We start from the raw sequence: 14381 nt of genomic DNA on the forward strand, positions 1-14381 counted from the left end.
GAGTGGCTTGCGGGATTCGCACCCGGCACACAACCCCTGATCGTGCTCGATCCGCCACGCCCCGCCTCACCGGCCGACATCCCCCTCCAGCTCGTGCTCCGCAACCTCTTCGCCGCCACCCTCTTCTCCTCGGGTATCGCCCCGGCGGTCGTCGGATGCGGACTGATCCGCAAACCGCTCCACCAGACCACGCTCCTCGCGCAAGCAGTCGCGGAAGAACAACCGCTGCACGAACTGCACCGCGCCCTGAGATCGGCGCCCACCGGCGGCGGCCGACCCACGACCCCCATCACGCTTCCAGCCGAAGTGGACTGGGGCCAAGACGTCATCGAGACCCTCAGCGCCGCGCTCTTCGCCACCCCGGCCGCCCTGCGTACCCCGGGGCGGACCTGATGGTGGACCCGGACCCCGGCTACACCGCCCGGCGCCGGTTCGAGGTCCGCCAGGCCATGGAAGCGCTGACGTCCGAACTCGACGACTGGCGGAAGATCGCGCAGAGCGCCCCGATGGCAACGCACCGATCGCAGATCGAGAGCGCCGCCAGGGTCGTGGCAACCGCGCTGGAACACGTGTCCACCATGCTGCCTGCCGATCAGGACACGAAGGGGGCCGAGATCGTCCTGGACCTGCACCATGTGTGGGACTTCTTCCGCGGCAAACTGATGCTGCGCCACCACGACCCGTACCGGGCATGGTTGACCGTCACCGACGAGTTGGCCTGGGCTCTCTACCGCCCCGTCCGGGACGCGGCGACAGGAACAGCGGGGGCGGTGTTCAAGGAGCCGCCGCTGACCTTCCTGAACCGGCAGCCTGTGCCGTTCGCCTCCGCCCGTGGCAGCGACTTCGAGGACCTGCTGGCCCCTGGCAGGCAGCGGACCGGCGCAGGCCGCCGGGCCAGTCGGCATCTGCCCTTTCCGGTCATCGGGATTCCCTGGTCGGCAAGTCGCCACATCCCGTCCCTGCTGGCTGTCGCCCACGAAGCAGGCCACCACATCGAGGACGACTTCGGTCTCACCGCGACCCTCGTGACACGGCTGCGCGAGGACACGGGACTGGCGCAGGGGCGCATCGCGGTGTGGGAGCCGTGGATCGGGGAGGCATTCGCCGACATGTGCGCGGCACTCGCATGCGGGACGGCCTACGTGTGGACGCTGTCCGACGCCCTCACCACCGCCGGGGCCGACCCCCATGCCGGTGCCGGAGAGTACCCGTCACCCCGGATGCGGGCGCTGGTCTGCCGGGCCTGCCTCACCGCGGATGAGCCCGGCCCGCTGCCCGCCCTCCCTGGCCGGCCGCAGCCCACCGATTCGGAGGCGGAAGCCGTGGTTGCGGCCCTGCTCGGCAAGGGCTTCACAGAACTGGGGGGCCGGACACTGGCCTCCTTGATCGGTCTCCGTCGGCCCAACGGGCTCGCGGACTCCCGGGACAGGCTCCGCAGCCGCCTCTCGTCCGGCAGGCGGGACGTGCCCGGCGTATTCGCCGCAGCAACCCTTGCTTTCATCCATGACCCGGACGCATACCAGAAGGCCGCAATCGGGGAACGGGCGATGCGCGACGTACTGGCTCTCGTACCCAAGGGCCCGCGTGGAGGTGCAAGTGCGACGGACCTGGCGGTCAGGCGGGATTCGGCCCTCGGCCGGGAACTCGCAGGCCTGCTGACAATGGAAGCGGCAGCCGGACCGCGGAGCGCTCAACGTGCCGGCGTGCCCGCTGCGCCCGCCGATTCCAACGCCACCGGCGCGGCTTGATCAACGCGAACCGCCACCTCGGGTCCGCCATCCGAGCGCCTGATCCCGTGGGGCGCACCTGCCAGTCCCATGTGCGGGGGTTCAGCGGTGCGGTGCGCGCGAGGCCGGCGGCATCGAGCGTAAGCGCCTCCGACGGGTCCCGAAGGTCCCGCGAGGATGCCATGTGCGGTCGCATCGACCCACGTGTCGGGTAGGTGCTGCCGGTGTCACAGGCCCTCGCCCCGGCGCCCGGCGCGCCTGCCGAGGGCGAACGGAGGCACCCTGGAGACATGGCCCGAGCCAACGACCAGGTCGAGGCGCTGCTCCAGGAGTACGCCGACCTCATCGCGATCCGGGGCGGGGAGGCGTTCAAGGCGCGCGCCTACGAAAAGGCCGCCCGCGCCGTCGGGGGCCATCCGGAGGATGTCTCGAAGCTCGATGCCAAGGGGCTGCGCGAGATCCCGAACGTCGGCAGGTCCGTCGCCGACAAGATCATGGAGTACCTGCGGACCGGCCGCATGTCCGTCGTCGAGGAGGCCCGGGCGTCCGTGCCGGCCGGGGTGCGCGAGCTGATCATGATTCCGGGACTGGGGCCGCGCAAGGCCCTGATCCTCTACGAGGAACTCGAGGTCGCCTCCGTCGACCAGCTGCTCGACGCCATCCACAAGGAACGGCTGCGCGATCTGAAGGGCTTCGGAGAGCGGACGGAGAGCAACCTCCTGCACGGCATCTCGGTGCTCCAGAGGGCCGGTGAGGGCCGGATCCTCGTCAGCGCCGCCATGGATGTCGCCGAACAGCTCGTCGCCGAGCTCTCGGACATCCGCGGTTGCGTCCGATGCTCGTACGCGGGGTCCCTGCGCCGTATGAAGGAGACCATCGGGGACGTCGACATCCTGGTGGCGGCGCACCGGTCCGCCCCGTTCATGGACGCCCTCACGGCCCTTCCCCATACGGCCGAGGTCATCGCACACGGGGAGAAGAAGATCTCCGTGCGCACCACCACAGGGCTCCAGGTGGATCTACGGGTCCTCCCACCGGCCTCCTGGGGCGCGGGGCTGCAGTACTTCACCGGTTCCAAGGCCCACAACATCCGCACGCGCGCCATCGCGGTGCGTCGAGGCCTCAAGCTGTCCGAGTACGGGCTCTTCGACGCCGAGAGCGGCGCAAGCGTCACCTCCGAGACGGAGGAGGAGATCTACGCCGGACTCGGACTGCCCTGGATACCGCCGACGCTGCGCGAGGACCGCGGTGAGATCGCGGCCGGACTGCACGGCGAGCTCCCGGACCTCCTGACGGAGCAGGACATCCGCGGCGATCTGCACACGCACACCGACTTCACCGACGGGCTGGCTCCCCTGGAGGACATGGTCGCCGCCGCTGCCGCCCGCGGGTACACGTACTACGCCGTCACCGATCATGCCCCCAACCTGTACATGCAGCGCATGACCAAGGAGAAGATCCTCGCCCAGCGTGAGCGGGTCCGGGCACTCGACGGTACGCACCACACGATGCGGCTGCTGCACGGCACCGAACTCAACATCGGACCGGACGGCACCCTGGACTGGCCCGACGACTTCCTCGCGCAGTTCGACATCTGTGTGGCCTCGGTCCACTCCCATTTCAACCAGAGCCGACGGGAACTCACCAGCCGTCTCGTCCGCGCCTGCGAGAACCCGCACGTCGCCGTCATCGGCCACCCCACGACCCGCCGGATCGGCAAACGCCCGCGCATCGACGCCGACTTCGACGCCGTCTTCACCGCCTGCGCGCGGACGGACACCGCTCTGGAGATCAATGCGCACCCCGAGCGCCTCGATCTGTGCGACGAGGACATCCTGCGCGCGAAGCGGTACGGCGTGAAGTTCGCCGTGAACTCCGACGCACACGCCATCACGCATCTGCCGTACATGCGCTACGGGGTGGCGACCGCGCAGCGTGGCTGGCTGACGAAGGAAGACGTCATCAACACATGGCCGCTGACCAGGCTGCGCCGGTTCCTGGGCAGGAAGGGCGCCTGAGGGGCCGCGGACGCCCGGCTGTGGTGCGGTGACGGGCCTCGCCCGCTCCCGGCCGCATACGACTGCCTGCCGCGGTCACTTCGATGGCCCCTTGTTTTCGGGATGCAGAAGGCAGGAGGCGACGACCACCAAGGGCCACAGTGACTGGATGCAGGTCACAAGGCGTTCAGCGACTCCGGTGACGCCGTGACGCTGTATCTCGATCAGGAACCAGAGCGCACCGAGGCCCATCAGAGCGGTCACGACGAGGGAAGGCAGGGGCCGTAGTCCCCATGGTGCGGCTCCGCCGCGATCGGCGGCCAGCACCGGCCACACCGCAAGGAGGGTGAAGCCCACCGCGGCGACCGACCCGTGCCGGAGGGACCCCCCACTGCTCGGCGCCGGGATCAGGACCACAGCGAACGCCGCCAGCCCGCCGCCGCCCAGCGCCACACGTCCGGCGAGTGCGGCCGGGCGCAACCCCCAGGCGGTGAACAGGTGGCAGAGACCGAGGGCCAGGAGCGCTCCGGTCATCACCCAGAATCCCTCGGAGCCGTAGGCCGCCAGAACGCTGATCGTCTGCGTGGCGGGATCGTAGGCCGGGCCCTGCAGCAGTGCGGCGACCGTCCAGCCCCCGACCATGACGACAGGGGCACACCCCGACGAGATCAGGGCCCACCTGGGAACAGCTCGCATCAGCCCACCGTAGAGCGGTTCACCATTCCTCCGCCGCGAACACGCAGGTGGGTGGAGACCGATCGGGTCCGAGGCGGCGGCAGTCCCGTCCCACGACGCGGCAGTGGTCCGGCGGGTCCGGGGAGCCGGACCCGCCGGACGGCAGCGCGCCCCGTCAGCCGGCGTAGGTCTCGAACTCCGCGAGTCGCGGCGTTCCCGTCGAGCCGGTGATCTCGAAGGTGATCTTCTGCATCGACGTCGACGGGAAGTTGATCACGCCGGCACCACTGCCGGAGGCCAGTACGGCGCCGGTGTCGTGGTTGACGACCCTCCAGGATCCGATGCTGCCCACGGAGCCCGACGCCTCCCGGATGTTGATCTTCGACACCGTGGTGGCGGAGCCCCACTTGACCGAGACGGAACCGGTCGAGCCGGCCGGCGACCAGTGGGTGTTCAGATCACCGTCCCGCACGTTGCCGTAGCTCGTCCCGCCGGCCTTGCCGGTGCCGTCGGAGCCGGCCCCGATGCTGAGGTTGGTCCCGCTGGGCCGGGTCGGGGTGGGCGCGGGGGTGGTGGGGTCCGGCGCAGGGGTCGTCGGGGTGGGGGCGGGGGTCGTCGGTGCCGGCGTCTGCGGCGAGCAGTTGCCGTCCGAAACCCGCAGCCCCTTGTTCGCGCCTGCCGTCCGGCTCACGACGCCGGGCACGCAGTCGGCTCCGTCGAGACTGTAGGAGTACGGGATGCTGACGGTCGTGTTGGACTTCGGGTCCGGGCCGGCGGGGTTGTTGTCGCTGCCCGGGCCGGACCAGGTCACGTTGTCGAAGATGTTGCCGCCGACCTGCCAGTAGCCGGCCGCGTCCGTGTAGAAGGTGCCGAGGACGTCCTTGGAGTCCTCGAAGTAGTTGTTGTCCACCTTGGCGCGAGCGCCGGCACGGGAGTTGATGCCGGATTCGTTGAGGCTCTTGTAGTGGTTGTTGTACATGTGGCCGATGCCGCCGCGCAGCAGGGGCGCACGGGAGTCGATGTTCTCGTACAGGTTGTGGTGGTAGGTGACGAAGCCGTTCGACACGTCGCTCTCGCTCGAGCCGACGAGGCCACCGCGGCCGGAGTTGCGCAGAATGCTGTAGGACAGGGTCACGTACTGGGTGTTGTCCTTCATGTCGAAGAGGCCGTCGTAGCCCTCCGACTCACCGCCCGACGCCTCCAGCGTGGTGTGGTCGACCCAGACGTTGCGGACGCCGCTCTCCATGCCGATGGCGTCTCCGCCGTTGGACGTGGGCGAGCCCGACTTCTTGACGTTCCGTACGGTCACGTTCTGGATGATGATGTTGCGGGCCTCGCGGAGGTGGATGCCCACCTGGTCGAAGACGGCTCCCCCGCCGACGCCGACGATCGTGACGTTGCTGATCTGCTTGAGCTCGATCACACCGTCGGCGGTGTTGCAACTGGCGCCCGAGACCTTGCTGGTGTTGCCGTGGTTGATGGTGCCCTCGACCTGGATGGTGATCGGGGTGCTGCTGCTGGCCCGGTTGCACAGGGCGGCGTGGATCGCGGTCCCCGTGGTGGCCCGCACCGACTGGCCGCCCGCTCCACCGGTGGTCCCGCCGTTCTGGGTGGCGTAGCCGGTGGCGCCACCGGTCGCTGCCGACGCCTCGGGCGTCGTCAGAGCCACACCGGCCGCGGCCGCGAGGGCACCCGTGGCCAGGGCCGCGGAGAGTCGTAGTGCGACTGGATGTTTCATGTTCGCCTCGTTTTTCGTCTTCGAATGGGGGGTGTTCTGCTGCGTGCCGTGCTTGTTCCGGTGGCCGCCCGGTGTCTTCGGGGCCTTCAGGGGATTCGGGACGCCGCGGCCGCGGCGCACGGGGCACCGCGGCTCGCGGGTCGCGGGTCGCGGGTCGCGGGTCGCGTCAGTCGATGTACTCGCGTCAGTCGGCGTAGCGGATGTCGGACGAGGCGTAGAAGCAGTTCGTGCCGTCCGCTCCCGTGCCGATCTTGGTGGGCTCGCCGCTCGTCGTACCCCTGTACTTCGTGCAGATGTCGATGTCGCGGCCCGGGTCCCCGTGGAGCGCGATGTCCGAGAACCGTGCCGTGTCTCCGTAGTTGGTGTTGATGCCGACCAGGGTGTCGCCCGGGGCCGTGACCTTGGTGTTCAGGATCTGGATGTGCCTGGCGTACTGCGTGGAGCAGTTGCCGCACGAGCGGACCAGCTTCCCGAAGTCCTCGACCTGGAAGTCCTTGATGATCAGGGTGCCGGCGCCGTTGTGCTGGAAGACCTTGTCCGCCGCCTTCCGCGCGCCGCCGCCCTCCACCGTGCGGACCGTCGAGGAGGAGCTGCCGCGGAAGGTCGCGGCATCCTCGCCGACGTCCTCCCACCACACGTTCTTGAGCGTGCAGGTGCCGTCGCAGTGGACGCCGTCCGCGGCGGGGGCACCGAGAATGACGTTCTGCAGGGTGGCGCCGTCGGCCAGCCGGAGCATCGGCGGCTGGCTCTCGCTCTGGCCGTCGCTGCCCAGGTCACCGCTGCCGTACAAGCGCTTCATGCCACCGTCGTAAGTACCCGTCACCGAGATGGTGGAGTTCACCGCCTGGCTTCCGTCGGCCGTCGGCCACGACCCCGGCGGGTCGGTGGGCGGGTCCGTCGGATCCGTCGGCGGATCGGTCGGGTCCGTGGGCGGGTCCGTGGGGGTCGTGCCCGACGCCGTCAAGGTCCACCTCTTGCTGGTCACCGAGTCGCACGAGTTCTGCTGCACCAGGGCGCCGGCGGCCGTCGAACTGTCCTTGCCGTTCAGGCACTTGCCGCCGTTGCTGTTGACGACCTGATAGGTGTCGCCACTGACCTGCGTCAACTTCCAGACCTGGGTCGCCGTACCGCCGCAGTTCTGCTGCTCCACCGGCTTGCCCGCGCTGGTGGAGGCGCCCCGCACACCGGCGCACTTGGAGCTGTGGGCGGCGGCCAGGGTCCAGCCGCTGCCGGAGGCCGTAAGCTTCCAGGTCTGATCGGCGGCGGCACTGCACGTGTTCTGGGCGAGCTGGACACCGGCGGAGGTGTTCGCGCCGGGTACCGCCAGGCACAGTCCGCTGTTGGCGTTCTTCAAGGTGTACGAGCCGGCCGACGCCGCGGCCGACGCGGAGCCGGTCATCCACAGCGCGGAGAGGCCGCCGCCGATCAGGGCGGTGATTGCTGCGACAGAGGCGGCGGCACGACCGCGCCTTCTTCGATGGTGGTTCCGTGTGCTCACTCGGCATTCCTTTCACCGCCTGCGGTGTCGGCCGCAGGTACCGGTCGATGGATGGTGGCAGTGGCAGAGACCATCATGGACTCGCGAGCTTGTTCTCCATATTGAATGACGTTCGTGTATGAGAACCGCGGAGGAAGGTACGCCATGACTGACGGTCGGTCAATACGTCAACCGGTTCAGCCGGACTCCCGAACGAACCGCTGATGGTGCGACCCAGAGTGGCGGCGAGATGTGGGCATGTCAATGATTCTCGCAAGCGCTTTCTATACAGCGGTTTCGAACCGATGTTCCGTGGGCTGAACAATCACCACGCCGAACGGACATGCCGCGGACCTCCAGGCCGGCCTTGTACGGCCCGGTCGGGAGCGCTGCGGCCTCATCCACGTCGCACGGATGCCGCGCCCTGCTCCTGGACGGCTGACGTCGCCGCCCGCGAGGCTCCCGAAAGGTCGACGTCGCCCGAGTGGCCCCTGGATGGGGCAGCGGGCGGTTCGGGCCCAGGGCCATCAGGGCGCCCGGTACCAACGGATGCTCTCAGGAGCCGCAAAACTCCGGGGAAGACCTGAACAGCTTGTCCTGCCTATCGATTCTCGATAGATTTCCGTCGCAGTTCGATTGAAGGGGAAGCGATGGGAAAGTTGACAGTGTTCGCGCTCCGCGCCGTGATCGTGGCGCTGCTCGCCGGTTCGGTGTTCGTGCAGGCGGTGATGGTGCCCCTGCTGGCCATCGACATGAAGGAGCTCGACGCGGACGTCGCACACCTGCGCACCCCGGTCCTTGTGCTCATGGTCCTCGGCATCGTGACGGTCGAGGTGGTGCTGGTCTGCGTGTGGCGGCTCGTGACGATGGTGCGGCGCGGGACGCTGTTCTCCCACGCCGCCTTCCGGTACGTGGACATCGTGATCGGCGCTGTGGTGGCGGCCGCCCTGCTGGTGTTCACGTTCGGGGCCGTCCTGGCGCCGGGCGAAGCCGTCGCCCCCGGCATCGTCCTGCTGGTGGGCGGGGCCGGCCTGGCGGTCCTGGGCGTCGCGCTCGTCGTGCTCGTGATGCGGATGCTGCTCGCCCAGGCCGTGGCGCGCGACGTCGAGGCGGCCCGGATGAAGGCCGAGCTGGACGAGGTGATCTGATGCCGATCGCCGTCGACATCGACGTGATGCTCGCCAAGCGCAAGATGTCCGTGGGCGAGCTCGCGGAACGCGTCGGTATCACCCCCGCCAACCTGGCGGTGCTCAAGAACGGCCGCGCCAAGGCGGTGCGTTTCGCCACGCTCGCCGCGCTCTGCGAGGCACTCGACTGCCAGCCGGGAGACCTGTTGCGCTGGGAACCGACTCCCCAGCGGACGGCCGACGGGGAGCGGACCGCCGACGCGACGGGCGGCTGACGCGGACCGGACGCCGACGACGAACCGCTGACGCGGCGGACGGCTACATGTTGATCATGTGGCCTGCCAGCCCGTGGACCGCTTCCTTCACGGCCTCGCCGAGCGTGGGGTGCGCGTGCACGTTGCGGGCGACCTCGTGCACCGTCAGGTCCCACTGCTGGGCCAGGGTCAGTTCCGGCAGCAGTTCGGTGACCTCCGGGCCGATGAGGTGGGCGCCCAGCAGTTCCCCGTGCCGGCCGTCGCTGAGGATCTTCACGAAGCCGGAGGGATCACCGAGCCCGTGGGCCTTGCCGTTGGCGGTGAAGGGGAACTTCTGCACCTGTACGTCGAAGCCGTGCTCTCGCGCCTGTGCCTCGGTCCAGCCGAAGCTGGCGATCTGCGGCTGACAGTAGGTGGCGCGAGGGATCATGGTGTAGTCGAGCTCCATCGTCTCCGCGTCAGCGATGGTCTCGGCGGCCACCATGCCCATGGCCTCCGCCGCGTGCGCGAGCATGAGCCGTGCCGTGACATCGCCGATCGCGAAGATGTGCGGCACGTTCGTACGGCAGCGCCCGTCGACCTCGACCGCCCCGCGATCGGTCAGGCGCACGCCGGTGCTCTCCAAGCCGTAACCGGTCACCCGCGGCTGGAAGCCGATGGCCTGGAGCACCTTGTCGGCCTCGAGGACCTGCCGCTGCCCGCCCGTCGTCACATGCACCCGCACCTGCGGGCCCTCGTCGTTGATCGCCTCGACCCTCGTGGACGTCAGCACGTTGACGCCCAGCTTGCGGTAGCGGCGGGCCAGCTCCGCGGAGACCTCCTCGTCCTCCAGCGGAACGACCCGGTCCATGAACTCCACGAGCGTGACCTGCACGCCGTAGTTGTGCAGCACGTACGCGAACTCGACGCCGATGGCGCCCGCGCCGGCGATGACGATGCTCCCCGGCAGCCGGTCGCTGAGGATCTGCTCCTCGTACGTGACCACCCGCTCGCTCAGGCTCGTGCCCGGGAGCAGCCGCGTCGTCGCACCTGTGGCGAGGATGCAGTGATCGAAGTCGACGGTCTGCTCCGTGCCGTCGGAGCGCCGGACCCGCATGGTGTGGGCGTCGGTGAAGACGCCCGTTCCGTCGAGCTCGGTGATGCCGTTCTTCTTCATCAGGTAGTGCACGCCTCTGACGCGTCCGTCGGCCACCTTCCGGCTGCGCCGGAACGCCTCCCCGTAGTCGAAGGTGACCTGGCCCTCGACGTGGATCCCGAAGGTATTCGCCTCATGGGTGAACAGATGGGCCAACTCGGCATTGCGCAGCAGCGCCTTCGAGGGAATGCACCCCACGTTGAGGCACACACCGCCCCAGTACCGCTCCTCCACCACCGCGACCGACATTCCGAGTTGGGCGCAGCGGACCGCCGCCGTGTAGCCGCCAGGACCTGCGCCGAGAACCACGACATCGAAGTGTGCACTCATACCAGCACGATAGGGGTGTCGGTCGCGCGAGCCGCGTATCGCCGTGCGGCATGTGGCTGTGCACCCCGCAGGCCCGCTCCCCCACTGTTGGGGTCGCGCTGCATCACCGGCCCCCGTGTGCGACGGTGGCAGGGGGCGTCCCGACACGGCTGGAGAAGCGATGCAGCAGGACAAGCACCCTGATTACGGCCCCGTGGTCTTCCGTGACCGCGCCGCCGGCTACGCGTTCCTGACCAGGTCGACCGCGCGCAGCGACGAGACCATCGAGTGGGACGACGGCGAGACGTATCCGGTCATCGATGTCGAGATCTCGTCCGAAAGCCATCCCTTCCATACGGGCAAAGCCCGCGCCGTGGACCCTCAGGGACAGATCGCCAAGTTCCGTCAACGATACGGGGACGCCGCGGAGAGCAGCGGCGGCTGAGGGCGGTACCTGTCGCGCACGACCCGTCGTTGTCGCCTTCCGCGGCCGTGAGGCAGCGCCGCTACGCCGGAGCCGGCGGGCCCTGTGGCCGGGACGTGTCAAAGGCGGCGGACACGGTGCGTGACGCGTGGGTCGGCCGGGCAGGCTCACCCTCCGTCCGGTTGCCCGCCCAGGCGCAGCAGTTCCTCCCCTGTGGCGTACAGCTCGACGAGCAGCGACCGCAGCGACCGGCCGGCGTCCGTCAGGGCATATCGCGTGCGAACAGGGAAGCCGCGCCTGCGTTCCACCTCCACCAAGCCGCTGTCCTGGAGTGCTCGGAGCCGGTCGGTCAGCACTTTCGCCGACAGTTCCGGGAGCAGGGACCGCAGCTCCATGAAGCCGCGCGGCCCGCCCATCAACTCCCGCAGCAGCAGTGTGGTCCAACGGCCCGAGACCGCCGCGAGGGCGACCTCGACGGGGCAGTCGGCCTCCGGCCGTCGGGTGCGGCCCCGCGGGCCGGGAACCAGTTCCCCGTCCCACGCGGCGTGGGTTTCCGTTTGGTTACCTGTTTCCGCGGGCTGTTCGCTTGCCACATGACGCATCCCACCAGTGTGGCGCCGACGACCAGCGCCGCCGAGCACCCGTACGCCTTCGAGCGAGCTTTCAACACCTTCGATCCGGAGGTCCTCGACCAGCTCTACGAGCCCGATGCGGGCTTCGTGCCGACGCCCGGTCACATGGTCACCGGGGCAGGTCGCCTCCGTGCCAACGGGGACTTCCTCCGGCTGCGTGTCCCGATCCGGGTGGCGCCACGTCAGACGTACGTCGTCGGTGACCTGGCGCTGCTGATCGTGGACTTCGTCATCGCCGGCAGCACGCCCGACGGGGACCCCGTCCGGATCGAGGGCACCGCAACGGACGTGGCCCGTCGCGGCGCGGACGGATGCTGGCGCTACGCGATCGACAACCCGTTCGGTGTGGCACAGGGCACGGAACCGGTCCGGGACCCGACCCGAAGCTGAGCGACCCCGCCCCGGGGAAGGGTCGCTCAGCTCGGAGGCCGGGAGAACCGGCCGGCGGTCGCCGAACGGTCAGGTCACGCCGTGACGCAGCTGGTGCCGTCGAGCGTGAAGGCGGTCGGCGAGGAGTTGGCGCCGCCCTTGGTGGCGGTGAAACCGACGGTCACCGAACCGCCGGCGGCGATGGCGGAGGTGTACGAGGCGGGGGTGACGCTCACCGTGCCGCCGTCCTGGGCCGGGGTTCCGCCCCACATGTTGGCGACGCGCTGACCGTCGGCGAAGCGGAAGACCAGCGTCCATCCGCTGATGGCGTCTGCGCCGTTGTTGCGTACGACGATCTCGCCCTGGAAGCCGCCCGGCCACTCGTTGACGACGCGGTACCCGACGGCGCAGCCCGCGCCAGGGGTGCCGCCCTCGTCCGTGGTGACGGTCACCGTTGCCGAGCGGGCCGAACGGTTCCCGGCCGCGTCGCGGGCGTAGACGGCGAAGGTGTACGCGGTGCCGGCGGTCAGGCCGGTCACCGTGGCCGTGGTGGAGGAGGACGCGGCGACCTTGGTCTCCGAGCCGCCGGCGACGCTGACGACGTCGTATCCGGTGACGCCGACGTCGTCGGTGGCGGCGGGCCATGCGAGGGTGGCCGAGTCGGCGGTCACGGCGGAGGCGGTCGGGGTACCGGGAGCGGTAGGGGCCTGCGTGTCGCCAGGGTCGCCGCCGTAGACGGTGGCCTCGCGGGAGGTCTGGGCGATGCCGTTCGCGCCGTGGAAGATGCGCTCGCCCCAGGAGCTGAGCCGGCTCGGGTCGAAGCCGATGGCCAGGTCGAGGACCGGGTCGGTGTTACCGCTCCAGGACCACGCGAGGTAGCCGAGCCGGAGTTGCTCGGCGGCGGCCATCATGGTGTCCTCGTCCGGGTCGCCCCACTGGTCGGCGGGTCCTCCGAACTCGCCGATGAGGATGGGTAGTCCGGCGTCGACGAACGCGTTGAGGTAGTCGGTGATCTCCTGGGCGGTGTCGAAGACGCTGTACATGTGGATCGAGAAGATCAGGTTCCCGGTGGGGTCGGCGTCGTACACGGACCGGGCGTTGGCCCGCATGACGCCCTGCCAGTCCTGGCCCCAGTTGGGAGCGTCCACCATGATCGTGTGCTCGAAGCCCGCGTTGCGTAGCTTCTCGACTGCGGCGGTCGTGGGAGCGGTCCAGCCCGACGGGTCGGTGTTGCCCCAGGGCTCGTTACCGATGTTGATGACGACGTGGTCCTCTTCGCCGGTGAGCACCTCGCGCAGACCGATCCAGTAGTCGGCCGCGTGGTCGAGCGTGCCGGCGGCCACCTCCTCGCCGTAACCGGTGGTGTCGTGCACCTCCAGCACGCAGATCAGCCGGTTGGCCTTGCAGTCCGCGACGACCGCCGCCACGTCCGCGGGGCCGTTCTCCGTCCAGCGGTGTCCGTCGGAGAGGACGACCCGTGCGGTGTTGGCGCCCAGCGCCTTGATGTCGGCCAGCGACTGCGTCTCGCCGGGGTACCAGGTGTGGGCGTGGTTGACGCCCCGCATGACGAAGTCGTTGCCGTTGCCTTCGAGCAGTCGGCCGTCGCTGATGTGGAGCCCGGGGGCGCGGACATCGGACGGTTGCGCCTGCGCGGCGGTCGCACCGAAGGGGCCGGGCAGGAGCAACCCGAGGACCACGGCGAGTCCGGCCAGCAGGGCCACGACGGAGCTTCGCGCGGTGGCGCTTCCTGTAGCCCCTGCTGGGGCGCCTCCCGCCGGTCTTCCGGTCGCGCTTCTGCTCGTACTTCTCGTTCCTGTCGTGCCTCTCGCTGCTCTCACTGTGACTCCAGAAGTGGGGGCCAAAGACGTGGACATCCGATCTATGGGAGCGCTCCCATAAAGCCATGGCGTCAGGAGCACGTCAAGATGTCCGACGCATGACGGGTGATGTCCCGGAGCGACAGGTTCATGGCGGCCAGGTCCGAAAGCCGGAACGCCGCCCGTACGTCAGCGGCGCCGAGCCTCGTGCCGCCACAGGACATGGACGACGCGGATCAGCGCGAGAACGCCGGCGACCGCGGCTCCCGTGGCCCGCACGTATCTCTCGACCGCCTGAGGGAGGGTCCAGACAGCGGTAGGGCCGGCGACCGCCGCGAACACCACGCCGCCGAGGAAGCAGGCGCTGAGCAGCGCGTAGCCGATCTCCACCGTGATGTCGTCCCGTTCGGCCTGGCTCCGCCGTCCTGCTCCCATGGGCCAAGAATGGCACTACCTCCCCCCGCGGTCCATGAGTTCGGGCCGCCCCGGTGGGGCTTGCCGTGGCTTCCGGCGGGGATGTGCGAGGGTCGATGTGCTGCACGGACGCGGTCGGTGACATCGGCGCGGGCACCCTGCTGCATTGGAGTTCGGCGGGCCATGTCGCTCCCCTGCTGATCCGACGTCCGGACCATCGCCTGCATCGCGCGTCATGTGGACGGGATCCCGGTTCCAGGTCAGGCCTCGGCCGGTCGCACGGGCG

13 protein-coding genes and 2 pseudogenes are annotated in these 14381 nt (G+C 69.5%); 7 read left to right on the forward strand and 8 right to left on the reverse strand.

The features are described from left to right. Positions 1–42: 42 nt before the first annotated feature. The 3 genes from GLX30_RS04060 to polX all read left to right on the forward strand — a co-directional run bounded on the left by GLX30_RS04060 (position 43) and on the right by polX (position 3745). Positions 43–393 carry a hypothetical protein gene (locus tag GLX30_RS04060; protein WP_159683613.1) on the forward strand — a complete coding sequence of 117 codons (351 nt, stop codon included), beginning with the start codon at positions 43–45 and terminating at the stop codon, positions 391–393. Next, positions 393–1748, forward strand: coding sequence for a hypothetical protein (locus GLX30_RS04065; protein ID WP_159683616.1), 1356 nt, complete (start codon positions 393–395; stop codon positions 1746–1748). The genes GLX30_RS04060 and GLX30_RS04065 overlap by 1 nt, the downstream gene beginning before the upstream one ends. Positions 1749–2017: 269 nt before the next feature. Continuing rightward, positions 2018–3745, forward strand: coding sequence for a DNA polymerase/3'-5' exonuclease PolX (polX, locus tag GLX30_RS04070; RefSeq protein WP_159683618.1), 1728 nt, complete (start codon positions 2018–2020; stop codon positions 3743–3745). A 75-nt stretch (positions 3746–3820) separates the two neighbouring features. Here the strand turns inward: polX and GLX30_RS04075 are convergent, their stop codons facing one another. From GLX30_RS04075 to GLX30_RS34985, 4 genes and pseudogenes are all read right to left on the reverse strand, one after another. Then, positions 3821–4420: a DUF998 domain-containing protein gene (locus GLX30_RS04075; RefSeq protein ID WP_159683621.1), complete on the reverse strand. Its 600-nt coding sequence runs from the start codon at positions 4418–4420 to the stop codon at positions 3821–3823. 154 nt (positions 4421–4574) lie between these two features. Continuing rightward, a complete protein-coding gene (locus tag GLX30_RS04080) occupies positions 4575–6137 on the reverse strand; it encodes a pectate lyase (RefSeq protein WP_159683623.1) in 1563 nt (520 codons plus the stop codon). Positions 6138–6321: 184 nt separating this feature from the next. Next, positions 6322–7052, reverse strand: a pseudogene (locus GLX30_RS34980) (pectate lyase). Between the two features lie 64 nt (positions 7053–7116). Continuing rightward, positions 7117–7536, reverse strand: a pseudogene (locus tag GLX30_RS34985) (RICIN domain-containing protein); the annotation flags it as partial. Positions 7537–8264: 728 nt separating this feature from the next. Between GLX30_RS34985 and GLX30_RS04090 the strand changes: the two are divergent. Together GLX30_RS04090 and GLX30_RS04095 are read left to right on the forward strand one after the other, a co-directional pair. After that, positions 8265–8762 (forward strand): DUF2975 domain-containing protein, encoded by a 498-nt coding sequence (locus tag GLX30_RS04090; protein WP_159683626.1) that lies wholly within the window; start codon positions 8265–8267, stop codon positions 8760–8762. Then, complete coding sequence (locus tag GLX30_RS04095; RefSeq protein WP_159683629.1) at positions 8762–9016, forward strand: helix-turn-helix transcriptional regulator; 255 nt, start codon at positions 8762–8764, stop codon at positions 9014–9016. The genes GLX30_RS04090 and GLX30_RS04095 overlap by 1 nt, the downstream gene beginning before the upstream one ends. A 43-nt stretch (positions 9017–9059) precedes the next feature. Here GLX30_RS04095 and lpdA read toward each other — a convergent pair whose 3' ends face one another. Beyond that, entirely contained in the window at positions 9060–10460 is a 1401-nt protein-coding gene (gene lpdA / locus GLX30_RS04100) for a dihydrolipoyl dehydrogenase (protein ID WP_159683632.1), read from the reverse strand. Positions 10461–10620: 160 nt separating this feature from the next. On the opposite strand from lpdA, the gene GLX30_RS04105 reads away from it, so the two are divergent. Then, on the forward strand, positions 10621–10884 hold the full coding sequence (locus GLX30_RS04105) for a type B 50S ribosomal protein L31 (protein ID WP_159683635.1): 264 nt from the start codon (positions 10621–10623) through the stop codon (positions 10882–10884). A gap of 146 nt (positions 10885–11030) precedes the next feature. Here the strand turns inward: GLX30_RS04105 and GLX30_RS04110 are convergent, their stop codons facing one another. Beyond that, positions 11031–11465, reverse strand: coding sequence for a helix-turn-helix domain-containing protein (locus tag GLX30_RS04110; RefSeq protein ID WP_244257998.1), 435 nt, complete (start codon positions 11463–11465; stop codon positions 11031–11033). Here GLX30_RS04110 and GLX30_RS04115 point away from each other — a divergent pair. Continuing rightward, the gene (locus tag GLX30_RS04115) at positions 11457–11885 is read left to right on the forward strand and encodes a nuclear transport factor 2 family protein (RefSeq protein ID WP_159683637.1); all 429 of its coding nucleotides are present in this window, start codon (positions 11457–11459) and stop codon (positions 11883–11885) included. The two genes, GLX30_RS04110 and GLX30_RS04115, sit on opposite strands and share 9 nt — an antisense overlap. Positions 11886–11959: 74 nt before the next feature. Here the strand turns inward: GLX30_RS04115 and GLX30_RS04120 are convergent, their stop codons facing one another. Both GLX30_RS04120 and GLX30_RS04125 read right to left on the reverse strand, forming a co-directional pair. Continuing rightward, complete coding sequence (locus tag GLX30_RS04120; protein WP_159683640.1) at positions 11960–13585, reverse strand: cellulase family glycosylhydrolase; 1626 nt, start codon at positions 13583–13585, stop codon at positions 11960–11962. A gap of 285 nt (positions 13586–13870) precedes the next feature. After that, positions 13871–14116 carry a DUF6332 family protein gene (locus tag GLX30_RS04125; protein ID WP_159683643.1) on the reverse strand — a complete coding sequence of 82 codons (246 nt, stop codon included), beginning with the start codon at positions 14114–14116 and terminating at the stop codon, positions 13871–13873. Between the last annotated feature and the right edge of the window lie 265 nt (positions 14117–14381).

It is taken from the genome of Streptomyces sp. Tu 2975 (assembly GCF_009832925.1).
Taxonomy (GTDB): Bacteria; Actinomycetota; Actinomycetes; order Streptomycetales; family Streptomycetaceae; genus Streptomyces.

Bases quoted from the DNA above. Each gene is read 5' to 3' on its own strand.
- lpdA (WP_159683632.1), bottom strand. From the start codon at position 10,460: ATGAGTGCACACTTCGATGTCGTGGTTCTCGGCGCAGGTCCTGGCGGC.
- polX (WP_159683618.1), top strand. From the start codon at position 2,018: ATGGCCCGAGCCAACGACCAGGTCGAGGCGCTGCTCCAGGAGTACGCC.
- GLX30_RS04105 (WP_159683635.1), top strand. From the start codon at position 10,621: ATGCAGCAGGACAAGCACCCTGATTACGGCCCCGTGGTCTTCCGTGAC.
- GLX30_RS04110 (WP_244257998.1), bottom strand. From the start codon at position 11,465: ATGCGTCATGTGGCAAGCGAACAGCCCGCGGAAACAGGTAACCAAACG.
- GLX30_RS04125 (WP_159683643.1), bottom strand. From the start codon at position 14,116: ATGGGAGCAGGACGGCGGAGCCAGGCCGAACGGGACGACATCACGGTG.
- GLX30_RS04095 (WP_159683629.1), top strand. From the start codon at position 8,762: ATGCCGATCGCCGTCGACATCGACGTGATGCTCGCCAAGCGCAAGATG.
- GLX30_RS04065 (WP_159683616.1), top strand. From the start codon at position 393: ATGGTGGACCCGGACCCCGGCTACACCGCCCGGCGCCGGTTCGAGGTC.
- GLX30_RS04080 (WP_159683623.1), bottom strand. From the start codon at position 6,137: ATGAAACATCCAGTCGCACTACGACTCTCCGCGGCCCTGGCCACGGGT.
- GLX30_RS04090 (WP_159683626.1), top strand. From the start codon at position 8,265: ATGGGAAAGTTGACAGTGTTCGCGCTCCGCGCCGTGATCGTGGCGCTG.
- GLX30_RS04115 (WP_159683637.1), top strand. From the start codon at position 11,457: ATGACGCATCCCACCAGTGTGGCGCCGACGACCAGCGCCGCCGAGCAC.
- GLX30_RS04075 (WP_159683621.1), bottom strand. From the start codon at position 4,420: ATGCGAGCTGTTCCCAGGTGGGCCCTGATCTCGTCGGGGTGTGCCCCT.